General features: G+C 68.1%; 20 protein-coding genes. 10 read left to right on the top strand and 10 right to left on the bottom strand.

Features of this window, described 5'->3' with window-relative positions; translation table 11 throughout:
- Positions 1-211 precede the first annotated feature (211 nt).
- The gene (locus D8S75_RS13130) at positions 212-1,060 is read left to right on the top strand and encodes an SDR family oxidoreductase (RefSeq protein ID WP_119966809.1); all 849 of its coding nucleotides are present in this window, start codon (positions 212-214) and stop codon (positions 1,058-1,060) included.
- A 35-nt stretch (positions 1,061-1,095) separates the two neighbouring features.
- Complete coding sequence (locus D8S75_RS13125) at positions 1,096-1,734, top strand: TetR/AcrR family transcriptional regulator (RefSeq protein ID WP_119966808.1); 639 nt, start codon at positions 1,096-1,098, stop codon at positions 1,732-1,734.
- A 25-nt stretch (positions 1,735-1,759) separates the two neighbouring features.
- Here D8S75_RS13125 and D8S75_RS13120 read toward each other — a convergent pair whose 3' ends face one another.
- The gene (locus D8S75_RS13120) at positions 1,760-2,248 is read right to left on the bottom strand and encodes a MerR family transcriptional regulator (protein WP_119966807.1); all 489 of its coding nucleotides are present in this window, start codon (positions 2,246-2,248) and stop codon (positions 1,760-1,762) included.
- A 2-nt stretch (positions 2,249-2,250) separates the two neighbouring features.
- The gene (locus D8S75_RS13115; RefSeq protein ID WP_119966806.1) at positions 2,251-2,547 is read right to left on the bottom strand and encodes an SCP2 sterol-binding domain-containing protein; all 297 of its coding nucleotides are present in this window, start codon (positions 2,545-2,547) and stop codon (positions 2,251-2,253) included.
- 147 nt (positions 2,548-2,694) lie between these two features.
- On the opposite strand from D8S75_RS13115, the gene D8S75_RS13110 reads away from it, so the two are divergent.
- The 7 genes from D8S75_RS13110 to D8S75_RS13080 all read left to right on the top strand — a co-directional run bounded on the left by D8S75_RS13110 (position 2,695) and on the right by D8S75_RS13080 (position 12,240).
- Positions 2,695-3,597 carry an SDR family oxidoreductase gene (locus tag D8S75_RS13110; RefSeq protein WP_119966805.1) on the top strand — a complete coding sequence of 301 codons (903 nt, stop codon included), beginning with the start codon at positions 2,695-2,697 and terminating at the stop codon, positions 3,595-3,597.
- Positions 3,594-5,216 (top strand): acyl-CoA carboxylase subunit beta, encoded by a 1,623-nt coding sequence (locus tag D8S75_RS13105; protein WP_119966804.1) that lies wholly within the window; start codon positions 3,594-3,596, stop codon positions 5,214-5,216. The genes D8S75_RS13110 and D8S75_RS13105 overlap by 4 nt, the downstream gene beginning before the upstream one ends.
- Positions 5,217-5,254: 38 nt before the next feature.
- Entirely contained in the window at positions 5,255-6,409 is a 1,155-nt protein-coding gene (locus D8S75_RS13100; protein ID WP_119966803.1) for an acyl-CoA dehydrogenase family protein, read from the top strand.
- Between the two features lie 225 nt (positions 6,410-6,634).
- Entirely contained in the window at positions 6,635-7,411 is a 777-nt protein-coding gene (locus D8S75_RS13095; protein ID WP_232829043.1) for an enoyl-CoA hydratase/isomerase family protein, read from the top strand.
- Entirely contained in the window at positions 7,408-9,405 is a 1,998-nt protein-coding gene (locus tag D8S75_RS13090; protein ID WP_119966801.1) for an acetyl/propionyl/methylcrotonyl-CoA carboxylase subunit alpha, read from the top strand. The genes D8S75_RS13095 and D8S75_RS13090 overlap by 4 nt, the downstream gene beginning before the upstream one ends.
- Positions 9,402-10,283 (top strand): beta-keto acid cleavage family enzyme, encoded by an 882-nt coding sequence (locus tag D8S75_RS13085; RefSeq protein ID WP_119966800.1) that lies wholly within the window; start codon positions 9,402-9,404, stop codon positions 10,281-10,283. The genes D8S75_RS13090 and D8S75_RS13085 overlap by 4 nt, the downstream gene beginning before the upstream one ends.
- 100 nt (positions 10,284-10,383) lie before the next feature.
- On the top strand, positions 10,384-12,240 hold the full coding sequence (locus tag D8S75_RS13080) for an AMP-dependent synthetase/ligase (RefSeq protein ID WP_119966799.1): 1,857 nt from the start codon (positions 10,384-10,386) through the stop codon (positions 12,238-12,240).
- Between the two features lie 3 nt (positions 12,241-12,243).
- Here the strand turns inward: D8S75_RS13080 and lgt are convergent, their stop codons facing one another.
- From lgt to D8S75_RS13065, 3 genes are all read right to left on the bottom strand, one after another.
- Positions 12,244-13,050, bottom strand: coding sequence for a prolipoprotein diacylglyceryl transferase (gene lgt / locus D8S75_RS13075; protein ID WP_119966913.1), 807 nt, complete (start codon positions 13,048-13,050; stop codon positions 12,244-12,246).
- Between the two features lie 190 nt (positions 13,051-13,240).
- Entirely contained in the window at positions 13,241-15,100 is a 1,860-nt protein-coding gene (ilvD, locus tag D8S75_RS13070) for a dihydroxy-acid dehydratase (protein ID WP_119966798.1), read from the bottom strand.
- 161 nt (positions 15,101-15,261) lie between these two features.
- Entirely contained in the window at positions 15,262-15,504 is a 243-nt protein-coding gene (locus tag D8S75_RS13065; RefSeq protein WP_119966797.1) for a TIGR04438 family Trp-rich protein, read from the bottom strand.
- A gap of 103 nt (positions 15,505-15,607) precedes the next feature.
- Here D8S75_RS13065 and D8S75_RS13060 point away from each other — a divergent pair, with 103 nt between their 5' ends.
- Positions 15,608-15,913 (top strand): c-type cytochrome, encoded by a 306-nt coding sequence (locus tag D8S75_RS13060; protein ID WP_119966796.1) that lies wholly within the window; start codon positions 15,608-15,610, stop codon positions 15,911-15,913.
- Positions 15,914-16,274: 361 nt separating this feature from the next.
- Here the strand turns inward: D8S75_RS13060 and acs are convergent, their stop codons facing one another.
- The 5 genes from acs to D8S75_RS13035 form a co-directional block, all read right to left on the bottom strand.
- A complete protein-coding gene (acs, locus tag D8S75_RS13055) occupies positions 16,275-18,269 on the bottom strand; it encodes an acetate--CoA ligase (RefSeq protein ID WP_119966795.1) in 1,995 nt (664 codons plus the stop codon).
- Between the two features lie 124 nt (positions 18,270-18,393).
- The gene (locus tag D8S75_RS13050; protein WP_119966794.1) at positions 18,394-19,347 is read right to left on the bottom strand and encodes an NAD(P)H-dependent flavin oxidoreductase; all 954 of its coding nucleotides are present in this window, start codon (positions 19,345-19,347) and stop codon (positions 18,394-18,396) included.
- A gap of 87 nt (positions 19,348-19,434) precedes the next feature.
- A complete protein-coding gene (locus D8S75_RS13045) occupies positions 19,435-21,225 on the bottom strand; it encodes an acyl-CoA dehydrogenase (protein ID WP_119966793.1) in 1,791 nt (596 codons plus the stop codon).
- Positions 21,226-21,297: 72 nt separating this feature from the next.
- Positions 21,298-22,227, bottom strand: coding sequence for an electron transfer flavoprotein subunit alpha/FixB family protein (locus tag D8S75_RS13040; RefSeq protein WP_119966792.1), 930 nt, complete (start codon positions 22,225-22,227; stop codon positions 21,298-21,300).
- A 23-nt stretch (positions 22,228-22,250) separates the two neighbouring features.
- A partial coding sequence (locus D8S75_RS13035; RefSeq protein WP_157982652.1) for an electron transfer flavoprotein subunit beta/FixA family protein occupies positions 22,251-22,742 on the bottom strand: 492 nt, incomplete at its 5' end.

Here is a 22,742-nt window from a genome sequence, read left to right as displayed (position 1 = left end):
TCAAGGTCTTTTCATGGAGCACGCAGGGCGCCGGCCGGCGCCCGGATCGCTGCCATTGTCCGTAATTATTCGCCATCGTGCGTTGCAGGAAGTGCCAAGTTGGTAGCAGTCTCCCGAAAGTAGACACACTGTCTAGACACATTGCCATCGTTTCGATACAGTGGCCACGCCAGGCTCCGGCCAGGAGCCCCCTCCCCCGAAAGGAAAACCCATGTCCCTCCAAGGCAAGACCGTGTTCATCAGCGGTGGTTCGCGCGGCATCGGCCTCGCGATCGCCGTGCGCGCCGCGCGCGATGGCGCCAACGTGGCCATCGCGGCCAAGACCACCGAACCCCACCCCACGCTGCCGGGAACCATCCACACGGCGGCGCGCGAGATCGAGGCGGCGGGCGGCCAGGCGCTGCCTCTGGTCTGCGACATCCGCGACGCGGACCAGATCGACGCGGCTGTCGCCCGCACCGTGGAGCGCTTTGGCGGCATCGACATCTGCATCAACAACGCCTCGGCCATCCACCTCACGGGCACGCTGCAGACCGAACCGAAGCGGCTCGACCTCATGCAAGGCATCAACGCGCGCGGCACCTTCCTGGTCAGCCGCGCCTGCATTCCGCACCTGACGAAGGCGGCGAACCCGCATGTGCTCAACCTGGCGCCACCACTGGAGTTCAAGCCCGAATGGTTCGCGCCCTACCCGGCCTACGCGCTGGCCAAGTACTCGATGAGCCTCTACGCCATGGCCATGGCGGAAGAGTTCCGTCGCGAGCGCATCGCCTTCAACACGCTCTGGCCCAAGACCTACATCGACACCGCCGCCGTGCGCCACATCGCGGGCACGCAGGCGCGGGCCGTGAGCCGCACGCCCGAGATCATGGCGGACGCTGCCTGGCACATCCTCACCCAGCCGAGCACCACCTTCACGGGCCGGCACTGCGTGGACGAGGACGTGCTGGTGGAAGCCGGCGTGCGCGACCTGCGGCCCTACCGCTGCGAACCCGGCAGCACGCCGCTGGCGTTCGACCTGTTCGTGCAACCTGGGCACCATCCGCAGGCCACCGTGTAGGCGACAATCGCGGGTCGCGAAATCCGCCCCATCCCATGAGCTCCATCACCCGCCGCAGCCGCGTCCAGCCTTCCTCGCCCACCCCCGGCGCCGTGGACCGGCTGGTCGAGGCGTTCGAGCGCCTGCTCTCGCGCGGCGAGAGCTTCACCACCATCAGCGTGGATCAGCTCGCCAGGGAGGCGGGCGTGGCGCGCGCCACGTTCTACCTGCACTTCCGCAACAAGGGGCAACTCGTCAACCATGCCATGCAGGCGGTGCAGCAGGAGCTCAAGGCCGCGGCGCGCTCGCGGCTGAAAAAAGCGGGCAGCTACGGACGCGCCGAGTTCCAGGCCTTCATGCGCGAGGTGGTGGAGATCCTGTTCCAGCACCGCCATGCGGTCTGGGCCATGAACGAGGTGTCGGCCTACGACCCCGAGGTGCAGGCGGTGTTCGCCGACTTCATGGCGCGGCGCACCGCTGAAATCCAGCGCACGCTCGACGGGCTCGCGCGGCAGGGCGCGGCCCATCCGGCGGCGCCCGCCGGGCTGGCGCCGATGCTGGCGTGGACCATCGAGCGCAGCTTCGGCAAGATGCTCCATGGCCAGAGCACGCCACCGGAGCGCGCGGCCCTGGCGGACATGCTCACGCACACCATCTGGAGTGCGCTGGCCGCGCCAGCCCCGGCCAAGGCGTGAACGGAACCCGGCTTGCCCGGGCCCGTCAGGACGCGTCGGGCACCGGCAGCCCGAGGTTCTGGCGCACGTTGCTGTTGATGATGCGCAGCTCGGCGAGGCTGCTCTCGATGTGGGCGCGTTTCTGCTCCAGCTCGGCGATGACGCTGTCGGTGCGCTGCAGCACATAGCGCAGCTGCTGTTCGCGGCCCTCGCCGGCCTGGCCGTACATGTCGAGGTACTGCTTGATCTCGGCCAGCGACGAACCGATGGCCTTGGCGCGCAGGATCAGCGCCAGCCGCGCGCGGTCGCGGCGGCTGTAGACGCGCGTGCCGTTGATGCGGCGCGGACTGAGCAGCCCCTTGTCTTCGTAGAAGCGCAGCGTGCGCGGCGTCACGTCGAAGGCGTTGCACAGCTCGGTCACGCCAAACAGTTCCGAGTTCTTGTCGTCGGAATAGTGATCGGCCAGCACCTGGCGCGCGGCCGCCGTGGCGGCGGCTTGCGTGTCGGCGGGGCCGGAGGTGCGGCCGACGGCCATGTTCAGACCACCTTCTGCAGCTTCATGGCGACGCTCATGTCGCCGCTGACCTTGAACTTGCCGCTCATGAAGCCCGTGACCGGATTGAGCGCGCCCGTGAGCAGCGCGTTGAGGTTCTCCAGCGTGATGGTGATGGTGCAGTCCGCGTCACGGTCCGCGTTGGACACGGTGTTGGGCGTGGAAACGCCGTCGATGACGATCAGCCCGTCGCTGCCGCAGTCGAACTTGAGCACGGCATCGAGGCCGCTGTTGTCGCCCACCTTGCCGCGGATGGATTCGGTGCATTCCTGGAGGTTCATGGTTTTCCTTGTAGAGGTTTTACGAGTGCGAGGCGCATCATAAGACAAAGCCATTCCCCATTCACAAGGGAAAATACCTAAAAGAAAGCATGTTGACGTTAACGTCATGTCAGCATCTAATTCGTCACCCTTGCAGATTCGGACTCCATGAACCAGCCCAACACCCCCCCTCCCAATGCAGCCAGCCCACGCTACGGCAGCGTGTTCCGGGACGGCCTGTTCACCGGCCGCACCGTCTGGGTCACCGGCGGCGGCAGCGGCATCGGCCGCTGCGTGGCCCACGAACTGGCCTCGCTCGGCGCGCGCGTCATCATCAGCGGCCGCACCCAGGACAAGCTCGACCGCGTCGCGCAGGAAATCCGCGACGACGGCGGCCTGTGCGACACCATTGCCTTCGACATCCGCGACGAGGAAGCCGTCAAGGCCGCCGTCGCCACCATGGTGGGCAAGGCGGGCCCCATCGCCGGCCTGGTCAACAACGCGGGCGGGCAGTTCCCCGCGCCGCTGCAGGCCATCAGCAAGCGCGGCTTCGAGGCCGTCGTCAGCAACAACCTCACCGGCGGCTTTTTGATGATGCGCGAGGTGTTCCTGCAAAGCATGCAGGAGCACGGCGGGGCGATCGTCAACATGACGGCGGACTTCCGCAACGGCATGCCGGGCATGGGCCACTCGGGCGCGGCACGCGCGGGCATGAGCAACCTGACCATGAGCGCCGCCTTCGAATGGGCCAGCCACGGCGTGCGCGTGAACGCCGTGGCACCGGGCTGGGTGGCCTCCTCGGGCATGGACAGCTACGGCGGCGCCGTGAAGGCGCTGATCCCGCAACTGCGCCAGCATGTGCCGCTGCGCCGCCTGGCGACCGAGGCCGAGATCAGCGCCGCCATCACCTTCCTGCTGAGCCCCGGCGCGGCCTTCATCACCGGGGTGACGCTGCAGATCGACGGCGCGGCCTCGCTGCAAACCCCGCTCTTCCCCATCCTAGAGCACCAGCGCGCGCCGGCCTTCGAGGGCTTCCACCGCGCGCAGGCGCCCGAGGTGCTCAAGCCATGACCCAGATCCGTTCCCAGATCGACACGCGCACCGACGCATTCCGCCGCAACCATGAGCGCATGGCCGAGCGCCTGGCGCAGGTGCAGGCCCTGCAGGGCAAGGTGGTGGCCGAATCCGCCTCCAAGCAGGCCAAGTTCGAGCAGAAAGGCCAACTGCTGCCGCGTGAGCGCGTGGCGCGCCTGCTCGACCGGGGCAGCGGCTTCCTCGAACTCAGCGCCCTGGCGGGCCTGGGCATGCACGACGACGACGGCAAGAAGTCCGTGCTCGGCGGCGGCTCCATCGTGGGCATTGGCCAGGTGGCGGGCAAGCGCGTGCTCATCTCGGCCAGCGACAGCGCCGTCAAGGGCGGCACGGTGCCGCCCATGGGCCTGAAGAAGGCCCTGCGCGCGCAGGCCATCGCGCTGCAGAACAAGCTGCCGCTGGTGGCGCTGGTCGAATCGGGCGGCGCCAACCTCATGTACCAGGCCGACATTTTCGTGGACGGCGGGCGCAGCTTCGCCAACCAGGCGCGCCTGTCGGCCGCGGGCATTCCGCAGATCGCCGTGGTGCATGGCTCGTCCACGGCGGGCGGCGCCTACCTGCCGGGCCTGTCGGACTACGTGGTGCTGGTGAAGGACCGCTCCAGCATCTACCTGGCCGGCCCACCGCTGGTAAAGGCTGCCATTGGCGAGGACACCACCGATGAGGCACTGGGCGGCAGCGACCTGCACGCCCGCGTGACCGGCCTGGGCGAGTACCTGGCCGAGAACGACGCGCACGCCATCGCCCTCACCCGCGACCTGATGGACCACCTGCCCTGGGACGAGGCAGGCGGCCCCGACGGCAACGCGCGCGCCCCACTGTACGACGCCGAGGAGTTGCTGGGCATCGTGCCAGCCGACGAGCGCGAACCCTACGACGCCCGCGAGATCATCGCGCGCGTGGTCGATGGCTCGCACTTCCTCGAATTCAAGGCCGCGTTCGACGGCGACACCGTCTGCGGCCATGCGCGCATCGCCGGCCACCGTGTCGGGGTCGTTGCCAACAACGGCCCGATCCAGCCCACGGGCTCGGTCAAGGCGGCGCAGTTCATCCAGCTGTGCGACCAGAGCGGCACGCCGCTGGTCTTCCTGCAGAACACCACGGGCTACATGGTGGGCAGCGCGGCCGAGCGCGCCGGCGCCATCAAGCACGGCAGCAAGATGATCCAGGCCGTGGCCAACGCGCGCGTGCCCAAGCTCACCATCGTGGTCGGCGGCTCGTTTGGCGCGGGCAACTACGGCATGTGCGGGCGCGGCTTCGACCCGGACTTCATCTTCAGCTGGCCCAGCGCGCGCACCGCCGTCATGGGCGGCGCGCAGGCGGCCATGGTCATGGAGATGGTCAGCCGCGGCAAGCTGGCGCGCGAAGGCGTGCCGCTGGACGCGCAGGTCGAGGCCGGCATCCAGGCCATGGGCGAGCAGCTCAAGCGCCGCCTGGACGCCGAATCCGACGTGCTGTTCGGCACCGCCCGCCTGTGGGACGACGGAATCATCGACCCGCGCGAAACCCGCAACGTGCTCGCCCTGTGCCTGGCCCTGGCCCGCGAAGCGCGCGAGCGCGTGCTGCGCCCCAACACCTTCGGCGTGGCGCGCATGTAAGCGCCATCCACCACACGTCTTCACCCGGAGCACACACCATGCAATTCACCCCCGAGCACGAGCAGATCCGCGACACGGTGCGCAAATTCGTCGCCAACGAAATCAACCCCTTCACCGCCGAATGGGAGAAGGCCGGCATCTTCCCCGCCCACCAGCTCTTCAAGAAGATGGGCGACCTGGGCCTGCTGGGCATCAAGTACCCCACCGAGTTTGGCGGCATGGGGCTGGACTTCAGCTACTCCATGGTGATGGCCGAGGCGCTGGGCCACTGCAACGTGGGCGGCGTGCCCATGGCCATCGGCGTGCAGACCGACATGTGCACCCCGGCGCTGGCGCGCTTTGGCAGCGACGAGCTGCGCCGTGAATTCCTCGCACCTTCCATCGCGGGCGACCTGGTGGGCTGCATCGGCGTGAGCGAGGTCACGGGCGGCTCGGATGTCGCCGCCGTGAAGACCACGGCGCGCAAGGACGGTGGCGACTACGTCATCAACGGCTCCAAGATGTGGATCACCAACGCCATGCAGGCCGACTGGTGCTGCCTGCTGGCCAACACCAGCGAGGGGCCGGTGCACAAGAACAAGTCGCTGATCATGGTGCCCCTGAACAGCCCCGGCGTCACGCGCCAGAAGATCGAGAAGATCGGCATGCATTCGAGCGACACGGCGCAGCTCTTCTTCGACAACGTGCGCGTGCCCCAGCGCTACCTCATCGGCCAGGAGGGCATGGGCTTCACCTTCCAGATGCTGCAGTTCCAGGAAGAGCGCCTGTACGGCGCGGCCGGCAGCCTGTGCTCGCTCGACAACCTGATCGACCAGACCATCGCCTACACGCGCCAGCGCCAGACCTTCGGCCAGCCCATCCTGAACAACCAGGTGGTGCACTTCCGCCTGGCCGAGCTGCGCACCGAAGTGGAAGCCCTGCGCGCCCTCACCTACCGCGCCGTGGAGGCCTATGTGGGCGGCCAGGACGTGACCAAGCTCGCCTCCATGGCCAAGCTCAAGGCCGGGCGCCTCTCGCGCGAGGTGGCCGACAGCTGCCTGCAGTACTGGGGCGGCATGGGCTTCACGGCCGACAACCCGATCTCGCAGGCCTACCGCGACAGCCGCCTGATCTCCATTGGCGGCGGCGCCGACGAAATCATGCTCGGCATCATCTGCAAGCTCGAAGGCACGCTGCCTGGAAAAATGAAATGAACACCCCCCTGAGCGGCTGCGCCGCTTCCCCCCGCTCTCGCATCGCTGCGCGATACGGGCAGGGGGACGCTCCCAGCGCGGCGGGGCGGCCCTTGCGCGGGAGCCCTGGCCTGGGCCGCGCCCCATCAAGCGCTGCGGGCAACACATCGCCCGGCGCCTCCACCAACAACCGCAAGCAAAAACGCTATGACTTTTATAGCTATTAGCGCCGTGAATACGGGCCCCGTGCTCGAAATCACCTTGAACCGCCCGGACGTGCGCAACGCCATGTCGCTGGCCATGGTGGAAGAGCTGCGCCAGGCCCTGGCGCAGGCCGAAGCCAGCGTGGGCAGCGCCCACCCCACCCGCGTGGTGGTGCTGCGCGGCGCGGGCGGGCACTTCTGCGCCGGGGGCGACCTCAAGGACATGGCCATGGCCCGCATGCGCGCCATGGAAGCCCCGGCAGGCACCGACCCCATCGCTGAAGTCAACGCTGCCTTCGGCCGCATGTGCGCGGCCTTTGCTGACACCCCGCTGGCCGTGGTGGCGGTGCTGGAGGGCACGGTGATGGGCGGCGGCTTTGGCCTGGCCTGCGTGGCCGACGTGGCGATCGCCACCGAGACAGCGAGTTTCCGCCTGCCCGAAACCTCGCTGGGCGTGGTGCCCGCGCAGATCGCGCCCTTCCTGGTCGAGCGGCTGGGCTACTCGCAGGCCAAGCGCCTGGCGGTGACCGGCGGCAAACTCGATGCCGCACAGGCCCTGCGCATCGGCCTGGTGCACCAGCAGGTGGCCACCGCCGATGTGGACGCCGCGCTGCAGGCCGTGCTGGCCGACATCCTGGCCTGCGCCCCCGGCGCCCTGGCCGCCACCAAGGCGCTGATGACTAAGGCCCGCTGGAACGCGCCCGCCGCGCTGGTCGATGAGGCTGCCGCCATCTTCTCCCGAGCTGCCCAGGGCCCCGAGGGGCAAGAAGGCACCGGCGCATTCCTGCAGAAACGCAAACCGAACTGGGTTCCGGCATGAGCTTTTCCAAGATACTGATTGCGAACCGCGGAGAAATCGCCTGCCGCGTGATCCGCAGCGCCCGCGCGCTGGGCTACCGCACGGTGGCCGTGTACAGCGACGCCGACCGCGATGCGCCCCATGTAGCGCTGGCCGACGAGGCCGTGCGCATCGGCCCCGCACCGGCGGCCGAGTCCTACCTGCAGTTCGACGCCATCCTGGGCGCCTGCCGTGCCTCGGGGGCCGATGCGCTGCACCCCGGCTACGGCTTCCTGAGCGAGAACGCCGCCTTTGCCCAGGCCTGCGAAGACGCGGGCGTGGTCTTCATCGGCCCGCCCCCCAGCGCCATCGAGGCCATGGGTGACAAGGCCCTGGCCAAGCAGCGCATGATTGCCGCTGGCGTGCCCTGCGCCCCCGGCTACCTGGGCGCGGACCAGGCCGACGCCACGCTGGTGGCCGAAGCGCAAAAGCTCGGCTACCCGCTGCTGGTCAAGGCCGTGGCGGGTGGCGGCGGGCGAGGCATGCGCCTGGTGCGGCACGACAGCGAATTGCAGGCGGCCATCGAAGGCGCACGGCGCGAAGCCACCAGCGCCTTTGGCGACGGCACGCTGATGCTCGAACGCCTGATCGAGAACGGCCGCCACATCGAGATCCAGGTCTTCGCCGACGCACATGGCAACGCCGTGCACCTCGGTGAGCGCGACTGCACCGCGCAGCGCCGCCGCCAGAAGGTGATCGAGGAAGCGCCCTCCCCCGTGGTCTCGCCGCAGATGCGCGCCATGATGGGTGCCGATGCCGTGGCCGCCGCGCTGGCCGTGGGCTACCGGGGCGCGGGCACGGTCGAGTTCATCGTGGACGCGGACAACCACCACTACTTCCTGGAGATGAACACCCGCCTGCAGGTGGAGCACCCGGTGACCGAGTGCATCACCGGCCAGGATCTGGTGGAGTGGCAATTGCGCGTGGCCGCGGGCGAGCCGCTGCCGCTGGCGCAGGAGGACATCCACCTCAACGGCCACGCCATCGAGGTGCGGCTGTACGCCGAAGACCCCTACGACGGCTTCGCACCGCAAACCGGCGCCGTGCGCTACTGGCGCCCCGAGCAGGCGCTGGTGGGCCGCGCCCGGGGCCAGGCTGCATTTGGCGAGGTGCGCATCGACGCCGGCATCCGCGAGGGAGGCGAAGTCACCCCCTACTACGACCCCATGGTGGCCAAGCTCATCGCCCATGGCCGCGACCGCGTTGACGCCATCCGCCGCCTCATGGCCGCGCTGGACGATGCCCCGCTGCTGGGCCTGCGCCACAACGCACGCTTCTTGCGCGACCTGCTGGACCACCCGGCCTTCCGCGAAGCACGCATGCACACCACGCTGATCGACCAATGGCAGCAGGCGGGCGAGCCCCTGCTGCAGCGCCCCCAGCCCGATGCGCTGACCTGGGCCCTGGCGGCGGCCGCGCTGGCCGCACAGCAGGGCGGCGCCCGCCGCCCCGACAGCGTGGCCACCTGGGGCACCACCCTGGTGCTCGCGGGCGGCAGCGAACAGCGCGCCGTGCGCATCCGCCCCCACGGGACCCAGGTGCAGGTGCAACTGGCGGGTGCAGAAGGCTTCACCTTCGACAGCGTGCGCTGGAAAGACGAGCGCCTGACCTGGCGCCAGGGCGGCGTGCAGCGCAGCACCGTGTGCCAGATGAGCGGCGGACAGATCACGCTGGCGCTGGGCGCCACGGTGCACCAGTTTGCCGAGCTGTCGCCCTTCCCGCAGAACGACCCGGCCCTGGACCCGAGCAAGCTGCGATCCCCGGTGGCGGGCACGGTGTGCGCCGTGGCCGTGGCCGTGGGCGAGCAAGTTACCGCCGGACAGCCTTTGCTGTGCGTGGAGGCCATGAAGATGGAAATGTGGCTGCACGCCCGCGCCAGCGGCACCGTGTCCGCCCTGCACGCCCAGATCAAGGACAGCGTTGCCGCCGGCAGCGTGCTCGCAGAAATCGACATCACCGAAGAGGTCCCCGCATGACGCAAGAAAAAGCCATCCTCACCTGCGCCCTCACCGGCGTGCTGACCAACCCCCAGCAACACCCGGTGCCCGTCACCCCCGCGCAGATGGCCGCGCAGGCGCGCGACGCCTACAACGCGGGCGCGAGCATCATGCATGTGCACATCCGCGCGCAGGAAACCGGCATGGGCCACATGCCCAGCTGGGACCCGGAGGTGGCCCAGGAGGTGGTGGACGCCATCCGGGCGGCCTGCCCCGGTGTCGTCATCAACCTGACCACCGGGGTGATCGGCAAAGACATCAGCGGGCCGCTCGCCTGCATCCGCCGCGTCAAGCCCGAGATCGCCGCCTGCAACGCGGGCAGCCTGAACTACCTCAAGCTCAAGGAAGACGGCAACTGGGCCTGGCCACCGATGGTGTTCGACAACCCGGTGGCCAAGGTGCAGCAGTTCCTCGACGTGATGGAGGAGTGCGGCACGCACCCCGAATTCGAGTGCTTCGACGTGGGCATCGTGCGCTCGGTCACCATGTACATCAAGAACGGCATGCTCAAGCCCGCCATGGGCCGCCCTGAGTACAACCTGGTGATGGGCGTGGCCTCGGGCATGCCCTGCGACGCACGGTTGCTGGAATTGCTGCCCCAGTGGATGGCCCCCGGCGCCGTATGGCAGGCCACGCTGATCGGTCGCCAGGAGATCTGGCCCGTGCACCAAAAGACGGCCGACCTCGGCGGCATGCTGCGCACCGGTCTGGAAGACACCTTCTACCTGCCCGACGGCAGCCGCGCCAGCGGCAACGGCCCGCTGATCGAGGCGCTGGCGCGTTGCGCGCGCAACGCGGGCCGCTCCATCGCCACACCAGCCGAGGCACGACAGATGCTAGGTCTGGCCCCGGCCTGAGCTTCACCCAGCCTGTGCGCGACAGGCCCCCGCCAGAGGGGCCGGCGCGCCGCCTGCACGCAACGCGGCAGGCCACGCCCCCAAAAATGGAGACAAGAGCATGCCACCCTCCCTAGCGCAGAGCGGGCCGCTGGCCGCGAGCGACCCCCGGTTCCAGAGCATCCCGGCCCGCTTCGTGGCCACCAGCCTGCGCCAGCCGCAGGCGCCCGCCTATTTCGTGCACGACGCCCAGGGCTGGCAACCCACCACCTGGCAGCAATACGCCCAAGAGGTGCGCCAGGCCGCCCGCGCGCTGGTGGCGCTGGGCGTGCAGCCCGGCGACGCGGTGTGCATCCTGGGCTTCAACCGCCCAGAGTGGACCACCATGGACCTGGCGGCCATGATGGTGGGCGCCATGGCGGCCGGCATCTACTGGAGCAGTGCCGCCAACGAGATCGCCTACATCGTCGAGCACAGCGGCTGCAGCCTGCTGCTGGTGGAGGGCGAAGCCCAGTGGGCCAAGGCAGCGGCGGAGCCCCAGGCACTGGCCCGCTTGCGCGCCACCGTGCTCATGCGCCAGGGCGCGGGCGATGCCCGGCCGCAGGTACCCGAGGGCGTGGCCGCACCCATGGCCTGGGAGCAGTTCCTGGCGCTGGGCGGCATGGAGCACGACGCCGAGGTGCAGCGCCGCATGGACGCCATCCGCGAGGAAGACATCGGCACGCTGATCTACACCTCGGGCACCACGGGCCACCCCAAGGCCGTGGAGCTGACGCACGCCAACCTGAGCTGGACTTCGGCGGCGCTGTCGGCCGCGTTCCAGGTGGGCCCGCAGGACCGGCTGATCTCCTACCTGCCGCTGGCGCACATCGCCGAGCAGCATGGCTCGATCTGCAACCATGCGCTGGCGGGCTACCAGCTCTACTTCGCACGATCGCTGGAGAGCCTGGGCGAACACCTGCAGGAAGTGCACCCCACGGTGTTCTTCGGCGTGCCGCGCGTGTGGGAGAAGATGCAGGCTGCCATCTCCACCAAGCTGGCGGGCGCCACGGGCGTCAAGGCCCGGCTGGCGCGCTGGGCCCTGCGCACCGGGCGCGCCTGGCACGCCGAACGCCTGCAAGGGCGCACGCCCGGCGCGTGGCTGGACCGGCAGTACCGCTGGGCGCACAAGCTGGTGCACCGCAAGGTGCAGGCCGCGCTGGGCTTTGACCAGGCACGCATCCTCATCTCCGGCGCGGCACCCATCGCCGTGGAAAACCTGGAGTTCTTCACCGGCCTGGGCCTGCTGATTGGCGAGGTGTACGGCCAGTCCGAGGACTGCGGCCCGACCGCCATCAGCCTGCCCGGCTTCATCCGACTGGGCGCGGCGGGCAAGACCCTGCCCGGCATGCAGGTGCGCATCGCCGAGGACGGCGAGATCCTCGTCCAGGGCCCCAATGTGTTCCGGGGCTATCGTGGCCGCCCCGAGGACACCGCCGAGACACTGCAGGACGGCTGGCTGCACAGCGGCGATCTGGGCCGCATCGACGAGGACGGCTTCATCTACGTGACCGGCCGCAAGAAGGACCTGCTCATCACCTCGGGCGGCAAAAACATCTCGCCCGGCAACATCGAGGCCGACCTGATGAACCTGCCGCTGGTGGAGCATGCGGTGGTCATCGGTGATTCACGCCACTACCTCAGCGCGCTGCTCACGCTCAAGCCCGATGTGCTGCAGGCCTTTGCCCGGCAGCACCAGATCCCCGGCGGCCCCGCCGAATGGGCGCGCAGCAGTCCGGTGCAGGAGGAACTGCAGCGCGGCATCGACGCAGTGAACGCCAAGCAGGCGCGCGTGGCGCATGTGCGCAAGTTCTCGGTGCTGGAGAGCGCCTTCACCATCGACAACGGCTGCCTCACGCCCACGCAGAAGATCCGGCGCAACGTGGTGCAGCGCCAGTACGCCGAGGAGATCGAGGCCCTGTACCGCGACGGCGCCTGAGCCTCAGCCGCGCTTGGCGCTCCAGAGCCACAGGCCGGCGCCGCCCACGATCATGGGCAGGCACAGCCACTGTCCCATGCTCATGCCCAGCGACAGCAGGCCCAGGAAGGCATCGGGCTCGCGGAAATATTCGGCGATGAAGCGGAAGCACCCATAGCCGAACAAAAAGGCCGCCGCCACCTGCCCCTGGCGGCGCTCCTTGCGCGCATAGAGCCACAGCAGCACGAACAGCAGCAGCCCTTCGAGCAGGAACTGGTACACCTGCGAGGGGTGGCGCGGCAGCATGGAGCCGCTGTGCGGGAACACCATGCCCCAGGGCAGGTCGGGGCTGGCGAAGCGCCCCCACAGTTCACCGTTGATGAAGTTGCCCACGCGGCCCGCCGCCAGGCCCGTGGGCACGCAGGGCGCCACGAAGTCGGCGACCTGCAGCCAGGGCCGCTGGCGCGTGCGCGCAAACCAGAAGAACGAGCCGATCACGCCCAGCAGGCCGCCATGGAAGCTCATGCCGCCCTGCCACACCGCGAAGATCTCCAGCGGGTGCGCGACGTAGTAGCCTGGCTTGTAGAACAGGCAGTAGCCCAGGCGCCCGCCCAGCACCACGCCGAGCATGCCGAGGAACAGGATGTCCTCCACGTCCTTGCGTGTCCACGCCTGCGCCCCCCGCAGCGAGGCATAGGGCTCGTGGCGCAGGCGCCGCAGGCCCAGGAGCATGAACAGGCCGAAGGCGGCCAGATACGTCAGGCCGTACCAGTGGATGGCCACGGGGCCGAGCTGCAGCGCGACGGGGTCGATGTGGGGGTAGGTCAGCATGGTGGGCGGTATTGTGCCCGGCGCGGCGCGCAGGGGCATGCCTGGCGCCGGCAATCTTCAAGGATTCAAAGGGAAATCGGCCTACAGCGCTTATTCAGAAAGCGCCATCAGCTATCAAAAACAAAGCAAAAACCCGCCGGTGGGGTACGCGGCGGGTTCGTGCGTGCGGCGCCTGCGCGCCGTTCTGCGATCAGTCCTCCAGCAGCGACAGGTCGCGCACCGCGCCCTTGTCGGCCGACATCACGAGCTTGGCGTAGGCCTTGAGGGCGGCGGACACCTTGCGCGGGCGGGGCTGGGCGGGTTTCCAGCCCAGCTGGTCCTGCTCTGCGCGGCGCTTGGCCAGTTCCTCGTCCGACACCAGCACGTTGATGGAACGGTTCGGGATGTCGATGCGGATGCGGTCGCCATTGCGCACCAGGCCGATGGCGCCACCGGCCGCCGCCTCGGGCGAGCAGTGGCCGATGGACAGGCCGGAGGTACCGCCCGAGAAGCGCCCGTCGGTCAGCAGCGCGCAGGCCTTGCCCAGGCCCTTGGACTTGATGTACGAGGTGGGGTAGAGCATCTCTTGCATGCCGGGGCCGCCCTTGGGGCCTTCGTAGCGCACGATCACGATGTCGCCCGCCTTGACCTTGTCGTCCAGGATGTTGGCCACGGCCTCGTCCTGCGATTCGGTGACGTGGGCCGGGCCCTCGAACACCAGCAGGGCATCGTCCACGCCCGCCGTCTTGACCACGCAGCCGTTCAGCGCGATGTTGCCCACCAGCACCGCCAGGCCGCCCTCTTGCGAGAACGCATGGTCGGCGGAGCGGATGCAGCCCTGGGCGCGGTCCAGGTCCAGGCTGGGCCAGCGGGTGCTCTGGCTGAACGCCGTCTGCGTGGGAATGCCGGCGGGGCCCGCCAGGTAGAAGGTCTTGACCGCCTCCGACGGGTTGCGGGCGATGTCCCACTCGTCCAGCGCGTCCTTGAGCGTGTTCGCGTACACGGTGGGCGTGTCGGTGTGCAGCTTGCCCGCGCGGTCCAGCTCGCCCAGGATGGCCATGATGCCGCCAGCGCGGTGCACATCCTCGATGTGGTACTTGTCGGTGTTGGGCGCCACCTTGCACAGCTGCGGAACGACGCGCGAAAGGCGGTCGATGTCCTGCATGGTGAAGTCAATCCCGGCCTCTTGCGCGATGGCCAGGATGTGCAGGATGGTATTGGTCGATCCGCCCATGGCGATGTCCAGCGTCATGGCGTTCTCGAAGGCCTTGAAGCCGACGGAGCGCGGCAGCACGCGGGTGTCATCCTGCTCGTAGTAGCGCTTGCACAGGTCCACCACCAGGCGGCCGGCGCGCTTGAACAGCTGCTCTCGGTCGGAGTGCGTGGCCAGCGTGGTGCCGTTGCCGGGCAGTGAGAGGCCCAGGGCCTCGGTCAGGCAGTTCATCGAATTGGCGGTGAACATGCCCGAGCACGAGCCGCAGGTGGGGCAAGCCGAACGCTCCACCTCGGCCACATCGGCGTCGGACGCCGTATCGTCGGCGGCCATGACCATGGCGTCGATCAGGTCGAGCTTCTTGAACGTCAGCGCGTGGGTGCCGGGCTCGGCCAGCTTGACCTTGCCCGCTTCCATGGGGCCGCCCGACACGAACACCACGGGGATGTTGACGCGCATGGCGGCCATCAGCATGCCGGGGGTGATCTTGTCGCAGTTGGAGATGCACACCATGGCGTCGGCGCAATGGGCGTTGACCATGTACTCGACCGAGTCGGCAATGATGTCGCGGCTGGGCAGCGAATACAGCATGCCGTCGTGGCCCATGGCGATGCCGTCGTCCACGGCGATGGTGTTGAACTCCTTGGCGACGCCGCCCGCTGCCTCGATCTCGCGCGCCACCAGCTGGCCCATGTCCTTCAGGTGCACATGGCCGGGCACGAACTGGGTGAACGAGTTGACCACCGCGATGATGGGCTTCTGGAAATCGTCGTCCTTCATGCCGGTGGCGCGCCAAAGGGCGCGCGCACCCGCCATGTTGCGGCCGGCGGTGGATGTCTTGGAACGGTAGGCTGGCATCGTGGGTCTTCGTCAGTGGGTACGGGAAGGGCTCGGCGTGCGCCGTCGCGCCACTGATTATGGCCCACTGCCCCACGGGGCCGGGCTACCCGCCGCACGGCATTCCCGCGAGCAGGGGCAATGCGGCACCGGTGCGCCGCTCCCCGGAAAAGCAGCCCGCGTCAGCGCGGCTTGCGCGGACGCATGCCCATGGCGTCCTTGTTCTTGTCGATGCGATCCTGCTTGCGCTTTTCAATCTTTTCCATGGCCTTGCGCTTGGTGTAGCCGGTGGAGTCGGCCCAGGCCCACCACAGCAGGGTCAGGCCGAACGGCACCAGCACGGCCCACCAGGACCAGCCGGCCACGGGGCCGATTTCGAGGTATTTCAGAAGCGCCAGAATGATTCCCAGACCGAGCATGTACATGGTTATCCCTCAAAAAAAGTGCGGAGATTGTGTCGATGCTGTCAACCCGAATCACTACAATTCCATTGGTAGCAATGTAACTCAACCCACAGGAAAGACCACGATGAAGCGCACCCTGATCACCCTCGCCATGACGCTGGCCGTCGCAGCACCCGCACTGGCCGATGAAGCGCTGGCCAAGTCCAAGAACTGCATGTCTTGCCACGCCACGGACAAGAAGCTGGTCGGCCCCTCCTACAAGGACGTCGCCAAGAAGTATGCCGGCCAGAAGGATGCCGCTGACAAGCTGGTTGCCAAGGTGATGAAGGGTGGTTCCGGCGTCTGGGGTCCCGTGCCCATGCCCGCCAACCCGCAAGTCAACGAAGCCGACGCCAAGAAGCTGGTTGCCTGGGTCCTGGCCACCAAGTAAGCATTCGCTTCGATTCAGGGCAGCATCTGCCCTGCCGACAGCCGCATCGCGCAACGTGATGCGGCTGTTTTGTTTTTGGAAGCCACGGAAGCGCCGCGCCATGAAAAAACCCCGGGCGATTCATGGCCGGGGCTTGGGGGGCTGTGCAGGATTTTGCGGTCATCCACATCGCTGCGCGACATGAGTGCCCCCAGGTCCCGCAAGCGCTGCGCGCGGGCGCCTCACGGCGCCCTCCTGGATCAGTTGGTCTGGGCCAAGCAGATTTCCGCCGGGTTCTGTGGTCACATCACGTCGCTGCGCGACATGAGTGCCCACAAACCCCGCAAGCGCTGCGCGCTGGCGCCTTACGGCGCCTTCTGGATCAGTTGGTCTGGGCCAACTGATCCAGAATTGCGGGGTTTTCCAGCGTGCTGGTGTCCTGGGTGATTTGCTCGCCCTTGGCGATGGAGCGCAGCAGGCGGCGCATGATCTTGCCGCTGCGCGTCTTGGGCAGGTTGTCACCGAAGCGGATGTCCTTGGGCTTGGCGATGGGGCCGATTTCCTTGGCCACCCAGTTGCGCAGCTCGGTGGCGATCGCCTTCGCTTCGTCGCCCGTGGGGCGGGCGCGCTTGAGCACCACGAAGGCGCAGATGGCCTCGCCCGTCACATCATCGGGGCGGCCCACCACGGCGGCCTCGGCCACGAGGTCGGTCTTGGCCACCAGGGCCGATTCGATCTCCATCGTCCCCATGCGGTGGCCCGAGACGTTGAGCACGTCGTCGATGCGGCCGGTGATGCGGAAGTAGCCCCGGTCGGCGCTGCGCACGGCGCCGTCGCCCGCGAGGTAGTAACCCTTGAGCTCGTCGGGGAAGTAGCTCTTCTTGAAGCGCTCGGGGTCGTTCCAGATGGTGCGGATCATGCTCGGCCAGGGGCGCTTGATGACCAGGATGCCACCGGCGCCGTTGGGCATGTCCTGCCCGGATTCGTCAACGATGGCCGTCGTGATGCCCGGCAGCGGCAGCGTGCAGGAACCAGGCACCAGCGGCGTGGCGCCGGGCAGCGGGGTGATGACGTGGCCGCCGGTTTCGGTCTGCCAGAAGGTGTCCACGATCGGGCAGCGCTCGCCGCCGACGTTCTTGTAGTACCACATCCAGGCTTCGGGGTTGATGGGCTCGCCCACGCTGCCCAGGATGCGCAGGCTGGAGAGATCCGAGCGCGCGGGGTGCACGGCCTCGTCGCCCTCGGCGGCCTTGATGAGCGAACGGATGGCCGTGGGCGCGGTGTAGAAGATGGAGCACTTGTGGCGCTCGATCATCTGCCAGAAGCGGCCAGCGTTCGGGAATGTCGGCACGCCTTCGAAAATGATCTGCGTCGCGCCGGCCGCGAGCGGGCCATAGGCCACGTAGGTGTGGCCGGTGATCCAGCCGATGTCGGCGGTGCACCAGAAGATGTCTTCGGGGCGCAGGTCGAAGGTCCATTCCATCGTGAGCTTGGCCCACAGCAGGTAGCCGCCCGTGCTGTGCTGCACGCCCTTGGGTTTGCCGGTGGAGCCCGAGGTGTAGAGGATGAACAGCGGGTGCTCAGCGCCCACGGCCACCGGCGCACACTCGGTGCTCTGGCCCGCCAGCACTTCGGTGAAGGTCTTGTCGCGGCCGGCCACCATGTTGCAGGCCGTCTTGGTGCGCTCGTACACCAGCACGTTGTGGATGGTGTCGCAGCCGCCCATGGCCAGGGCCTCGTCGATGATGGCCTTGAGGGGCAGCTCCTTGCCACCGCGCAGCTGGTAGTTGGCGGTGACCACGGCCACGGCGCCAGCGTCGATGATGCGCTCCTGCACCGCCTTGGCGGAGAAGCCGCCGAACACCACGCTGTGCGTGGCGCCGATGCGGGCGCAGGCCTGCATGGCGATCACGCCCTCGATGGTCATGGGCATGTAGATCAGCACGCGGTCGCCCTTGCCCACGCCGCAGGACAGCAGCGCGTTGGCGAACTGGCTCACGCGGCCCAGCAGTTCCTTGTAGGTGATGCGGGTGACGGCGCCGTCATCGGCCTCGAAGATGATGGCGGTCTTGTTCTCGGTGGGCGTGCCGATGTGGCGGTCCAGGCAGTTGGCCGAGGCGTTGAGTTCACCATCGCCAAACCAGCGGAAGAACGGTGCGTTGGATTCGTCGAGCGTCTGGGTGAACGGCTTGTTCCACTGCAGGTGCTCGCGGGCCAGGCGGGCCCAGAAGCCCTCGAAATCGCGGTCCGCCTCGGCGCAGAGGGCCTCGTAGCCGGCCATGCCGGACACGCGGGCGGCCTTGACCACGGCATCGGAAGGCGGAAAGACCCGGTTCTCGACCAGGTTGGATTCAATGGCGTTCGACGGCGTGCTCATGTTGTGTCTCCTGAATGTCGGTAAAAGCCCCGACACTGTCCGTGCACGCACTTACATGCCACTGACTGGCACGAAGCTTACGCAGGAGACACGCCCGCGCCGCGCGGGCCATGGCCTTGGGCGGCTACCGCGCCAGCAGGCGCGCGCGCGCCGCCTCGTATTCGGTGCGCAGCCGCGCCACGAGGTCCGCCGTGCTGGTGACGGCGTTGATGGCGCCGATGCCCTGGCCGCAGCCCCAGATGTCCTTCCAGGCCTTGCGGTCGCTGCCGAAGTTCATCTTGCTGGGGTCGGAGACGGGCAGATTCTCGGGGTCCAGGCCCGCCGCGCGGATGGACGGTGCCAGGTAGTTGCCGTGCACGCCCGTGAACAGGTTGCTGTAGACGATGTCGTCGGAGCTGCCCTCGACGATGGCCTGCTTGTAGGCCTCGGCGGCGCGCGCCTCGTGCGTGGCGATGAAGGCCGAGCCGATGTAGGCGAAGTCGGCGCCCATGGCCTGCGCCGCCAGGATGGCACCGCCCGAGGCAATGGAGCCCGACAGCGCGACCGGGCCGTCGAACCACTGGCGGATTTCCTGGATCAGCGCGAACGGGCTCTTGATGCCTGCGTGGCCGCCGGCACCGGCCGCCACGGCGATCAGGCCGTCGGCGCCCTTCTCCACCGCCTTGCGCGCGAACTTGTTGTTGATGATGTCGTGCAGCACGATGCCGCCCCAGCCATGCACGGCCTGGTTCACGTCCTCGCGCGCGCCCAGGCTGGTGATGACGATCGGCACCTTGTACTTGGCGCAGACCTGCATGTCGTGCTCCAGGCGGTCATTGCTCTTGTGCACGATCTGGTTGATGGCGAACGGCGCCGAGGGCCGGTCCGGGTTCGCCTTGTCCCAGGCCGCCAGGGTCTCGGTGATCTCGGCCAGCCATTCGTCCAGCAGTTCGGCCGGGCGTGCGTTGAGCGCGGGCATGGAACCCACGATGCCGGCCTTGCACTGCTCGATCACCAGCTTGGGGTTGCTGATGATGAACAGGGGCGAGCCAATGACGGGGAGCGTGAGCTTCTGCAGAACCGGGGGCAGCTGGGACATGGAGGCCTTCCGTATATCAGAAATACCAATCAAACAAGCCTCCAGCGCCCTGTTCATGAGCGCCATCAGCTACGGATTCAATAGCAATCAGAACGATTCCAGCGCAAGCTCGGTCACGCTGGCCGCGCCTTCGACGATGCTGTCGCGCAGGCCTGGCGCCTTGACCAGGATGTGCTCGGCATAGAACTGCGCGGTGGTGATTTTTGCGCGCATGAAGGCTTCGTCCTGTCCCTTCTGCAACAGGTCCTGGGCCACCAGCAGCGAGCGGCCGAGCTGCCAGCCCGCCACCAGGTTGCCGGCCAGCATGAGGTAGGGCACGCTGCCGGAGAACACGGCGTTGGGCGAGGCCTTGGCACCGCCGCAGACGAAGTCCACCACGTCCAGGTAGGCTTGGCGCGCGGCCGCCAGGCGCCGGGCCACGGCCTGCGCAGCGGGCGTGCCGCTGGCGTTCAGTTCGGCTTCGGTCTTCTCGATCTGCGCGGCAATGGCCTTGGCCGACTGGCCGCCGTCGCGCGCGGTCTTGCGGCCCACGAGGTCGTTGGCCTGGATGGCCGTGGTGCCTTCGTAGATGGTCAGGATCTTGGCATCGCGGTAGTACTGCGCGGCGCCGGTTTCCTCGATGAAGCCCATGCCGCCGTGCACCTGCACGCCCAGGCTCGCCACCTCGATACTCATCTCGGTGCTGTAGCCCTTGACCAGCGGCACCATGAATTCGTAGAACGTCGCGTTGTCCTTGCGCACCTGGGCGTCGGGGTGGTGGTGCGCCGCGTCGTAGGCGGCGGCGGCCGTGCTGGCCATGGCGCGGCAGCCCTCGGTGTAGGCGCGCATGGTCATGAGCATGCGCTTGACGTCGGGGTGGTGGATGATGGCCGCGCTGGCGTTGATGCTGCCGTCCACGGGGCGGCTCTGCACGCGGTCCTTGGCGTACTGCACGGCCTTCTGGTAGGCGCGCTCGGCGATGGCGATGCCCTGCATGCCCACGCCGTAGCGCGCGGCGTTCATCATGATGAACATATATTCGAGGCCGCGGTTCTCCTGGCCCACGAGGTAGCCCACGGCGCCGCCGTGGTCGCCGAACTGCAGCACGGCCGTGGGGCTGGCCTTGATGCCCATCTTGTGCTCGATGGAGACGCAGTGCGCGTCGTTGCGCGCGCCCAGCGAGCCATCCTTGTTGACGAGGAACTTGGGCACGACGAACAGGCTGATGCCCTTCACACCCTCGGGCGCGCCGGCCACGCGGGCCAGCACGAGGTGGACGATGTTCTCGGCCATGTCGTGCTCGCCCCAGGTGATGAAAATCTTGGTGCCGAAGACCTTGTAGGTGCCGTCGGGCTGGGGCTCGGCCTTGGTGCGCACCAGCGCCAGGTCGGAGCCGGCCTGCGGCTCGGTCAGGTTCATGGTGCCGGTCCACTGGCCGGAGATCAGCTTCTCCAGGTAGATGGCCTTGAGCTCGTCGCTGCCAGCCGTCAACAGCGCCTCGATGGCGCCATCGGTCAGCAGCGGGCACAGCGCGAAGCTCATATTGGCGCTGTTGAGCATCTCCATGCAGGCCGCGCCAATGGTCTTGGGCAGGCCCTGGCCGCCGAAGTCCTGCGGGTGCTGCAGGCCCTGCCAGCCACCCTCGGTGAGTTGGCGGAAGGCATCCTTGAAGCCCGGCGTGGCCGTCACCACGCCGTCCTTCCAGGACGACGGGTTCTTGTCACCCTCGAAATTCAGCGGCGCCAGCACGCCCCCGGTGAACTTGGCGCACTCTTCCAGCACGGCGGCGGCCGTCTCCAGGCCGGCGTCCTCGAAGCCGGGAATCTGCGCGATCTGTTCGATATTGGCCAGGTGCTGCATGTCGAACAGCATGTCCTTGACGGGGGCGGTGTAGCTCATGGGGTTCTCCGGGGGATGCAAACGTCAAAAAAAAGGCATCGCAAGCGATGCCTTTTCGCGCACGAAAGTGCTTTACAGGGCCTTGACCAGTTCCGGCACGGCCGTGAACAGATCCGCCTCCAGACCGTAGTCGGCCACCGAGAAGATCGGTGCCTCGGGGTCCTTGTTGATCGCCACGATCACCTTGGAGTCCTTCATGCCGGCCAGATGCTGGATGGCGCCCGAGATGCCGGCGGCGATGTACAGCTGCGGCGCGACGATCTTGCCGGTCTGGCCGACCTGCAGGTCGTTGGGGGCGTAGCCCGCGTCCACCGCCGCGCGGCTCGCGCCGATGGCTGCGCCCAGCTTGTCGGCCAGGGGGGTCATGACTTCGTTGAACTTCTCGGCGCTGCCCAGGGCGCGGCCGCCGGAGACGATGATCTTGGCGGCGGTCAGTTCGGGGCGGTCGCTCTTGGTCACTTCGCGACCCACGAAGCTGCTCTTGCCGCTGGCGGCGGCGGCAGCCACGGTTTCCACGGCGGCGCTGCCACCGGTGGCGGCGGCGTCAAAGCCGGTGGTGCGCACGGTGATGACCTTGACGGCATCCGAGCTTTGCACGGTGGCGATGGCGTTGCCGGCGTAGATCGGGCGCTCGAAGGTGTCGGGGCTGGTCACCTTGGTGATTTCGCTGATCTGCGCGACGTCGAGCTTGGCGGCCACGCGCGGGGCGATGTTCTTGCCGCCAGCGGTGGCGGGGAACAGGATGTGGCTGTAGTTGCCCGCGATGGCGAGCACCTGGGCGGCGACGTTCTCGGCCAGGCCTTGTTCCAGGGCGGCGCCGTCGGCGTGGATCACCTTGGACACGCCCGCGATCTGGGCGGCGGCAGCGGCTGCGGCGCCGGCGTTGTGGCCGGCGACGAGCACGTGCACGTCACCACCGCACTGGGCGGCTGCGGTGACGGTGTTGAGGGTGGCGCCCTTGAGGCTGGCGTTGTCGTGTTCTGCAATGACGAGTGCGGTCATGTTCGTTTCCTTTGCCTGTGGCCTCAGATGACCTTGGCTTCGTTCTTGAGCTTGTCGACCAGGGTGGCGATGTCGGGCACCTTGATGCCGGCGCCGCGCTTGGCGGGCTCTGCCACCTTGAGGGTCTTGAGGCGCGGGGCGACGTCAACGCCGAGGTCTTCGGGCTTGACGGTGTCGAGCTGCTTCTTCTTGGCCTTCATGATGTTGGGCAGGGTGACGTAGCGCGGTTCGTTCAGGCGCAGGTCGGTGGTCACCACGGCGGGCATCGTCAGGCTCAGGGTTTCCAGGCCGCCGTCGACTTCGCGGGTGACGTTGACCTTGTCACCGGCGACTTCGACCTTGGAGGCGAAGGTGGCCTGGGGCAGGTCTGCCAGGGCGGCGAGCATCTGGCCGGTCTGGTTGGCGTCGTCGTCGATGGCTTGCTTGCCCAGGATGATGAGGCCGGGTTGTTCTTTGTCCACCAGGGCCTTGAGCAGCTTGGCCACGGCCAGGGGCTGCAGTTCGGCGTCGGTCTC

Source organism: Simplicispira lacusdiani (assembly GCF_003604195.1).
Lineage (GTDB): Bacteria > Pseudomonadota > Gammaproteobacteria > Burkholderiales > Burkholderiaceae_C > Simplicispira > Simplicispira lacusdiani.
This window is presented reverse-complemented; position numbering and strand designations above follow the sequence as displayed.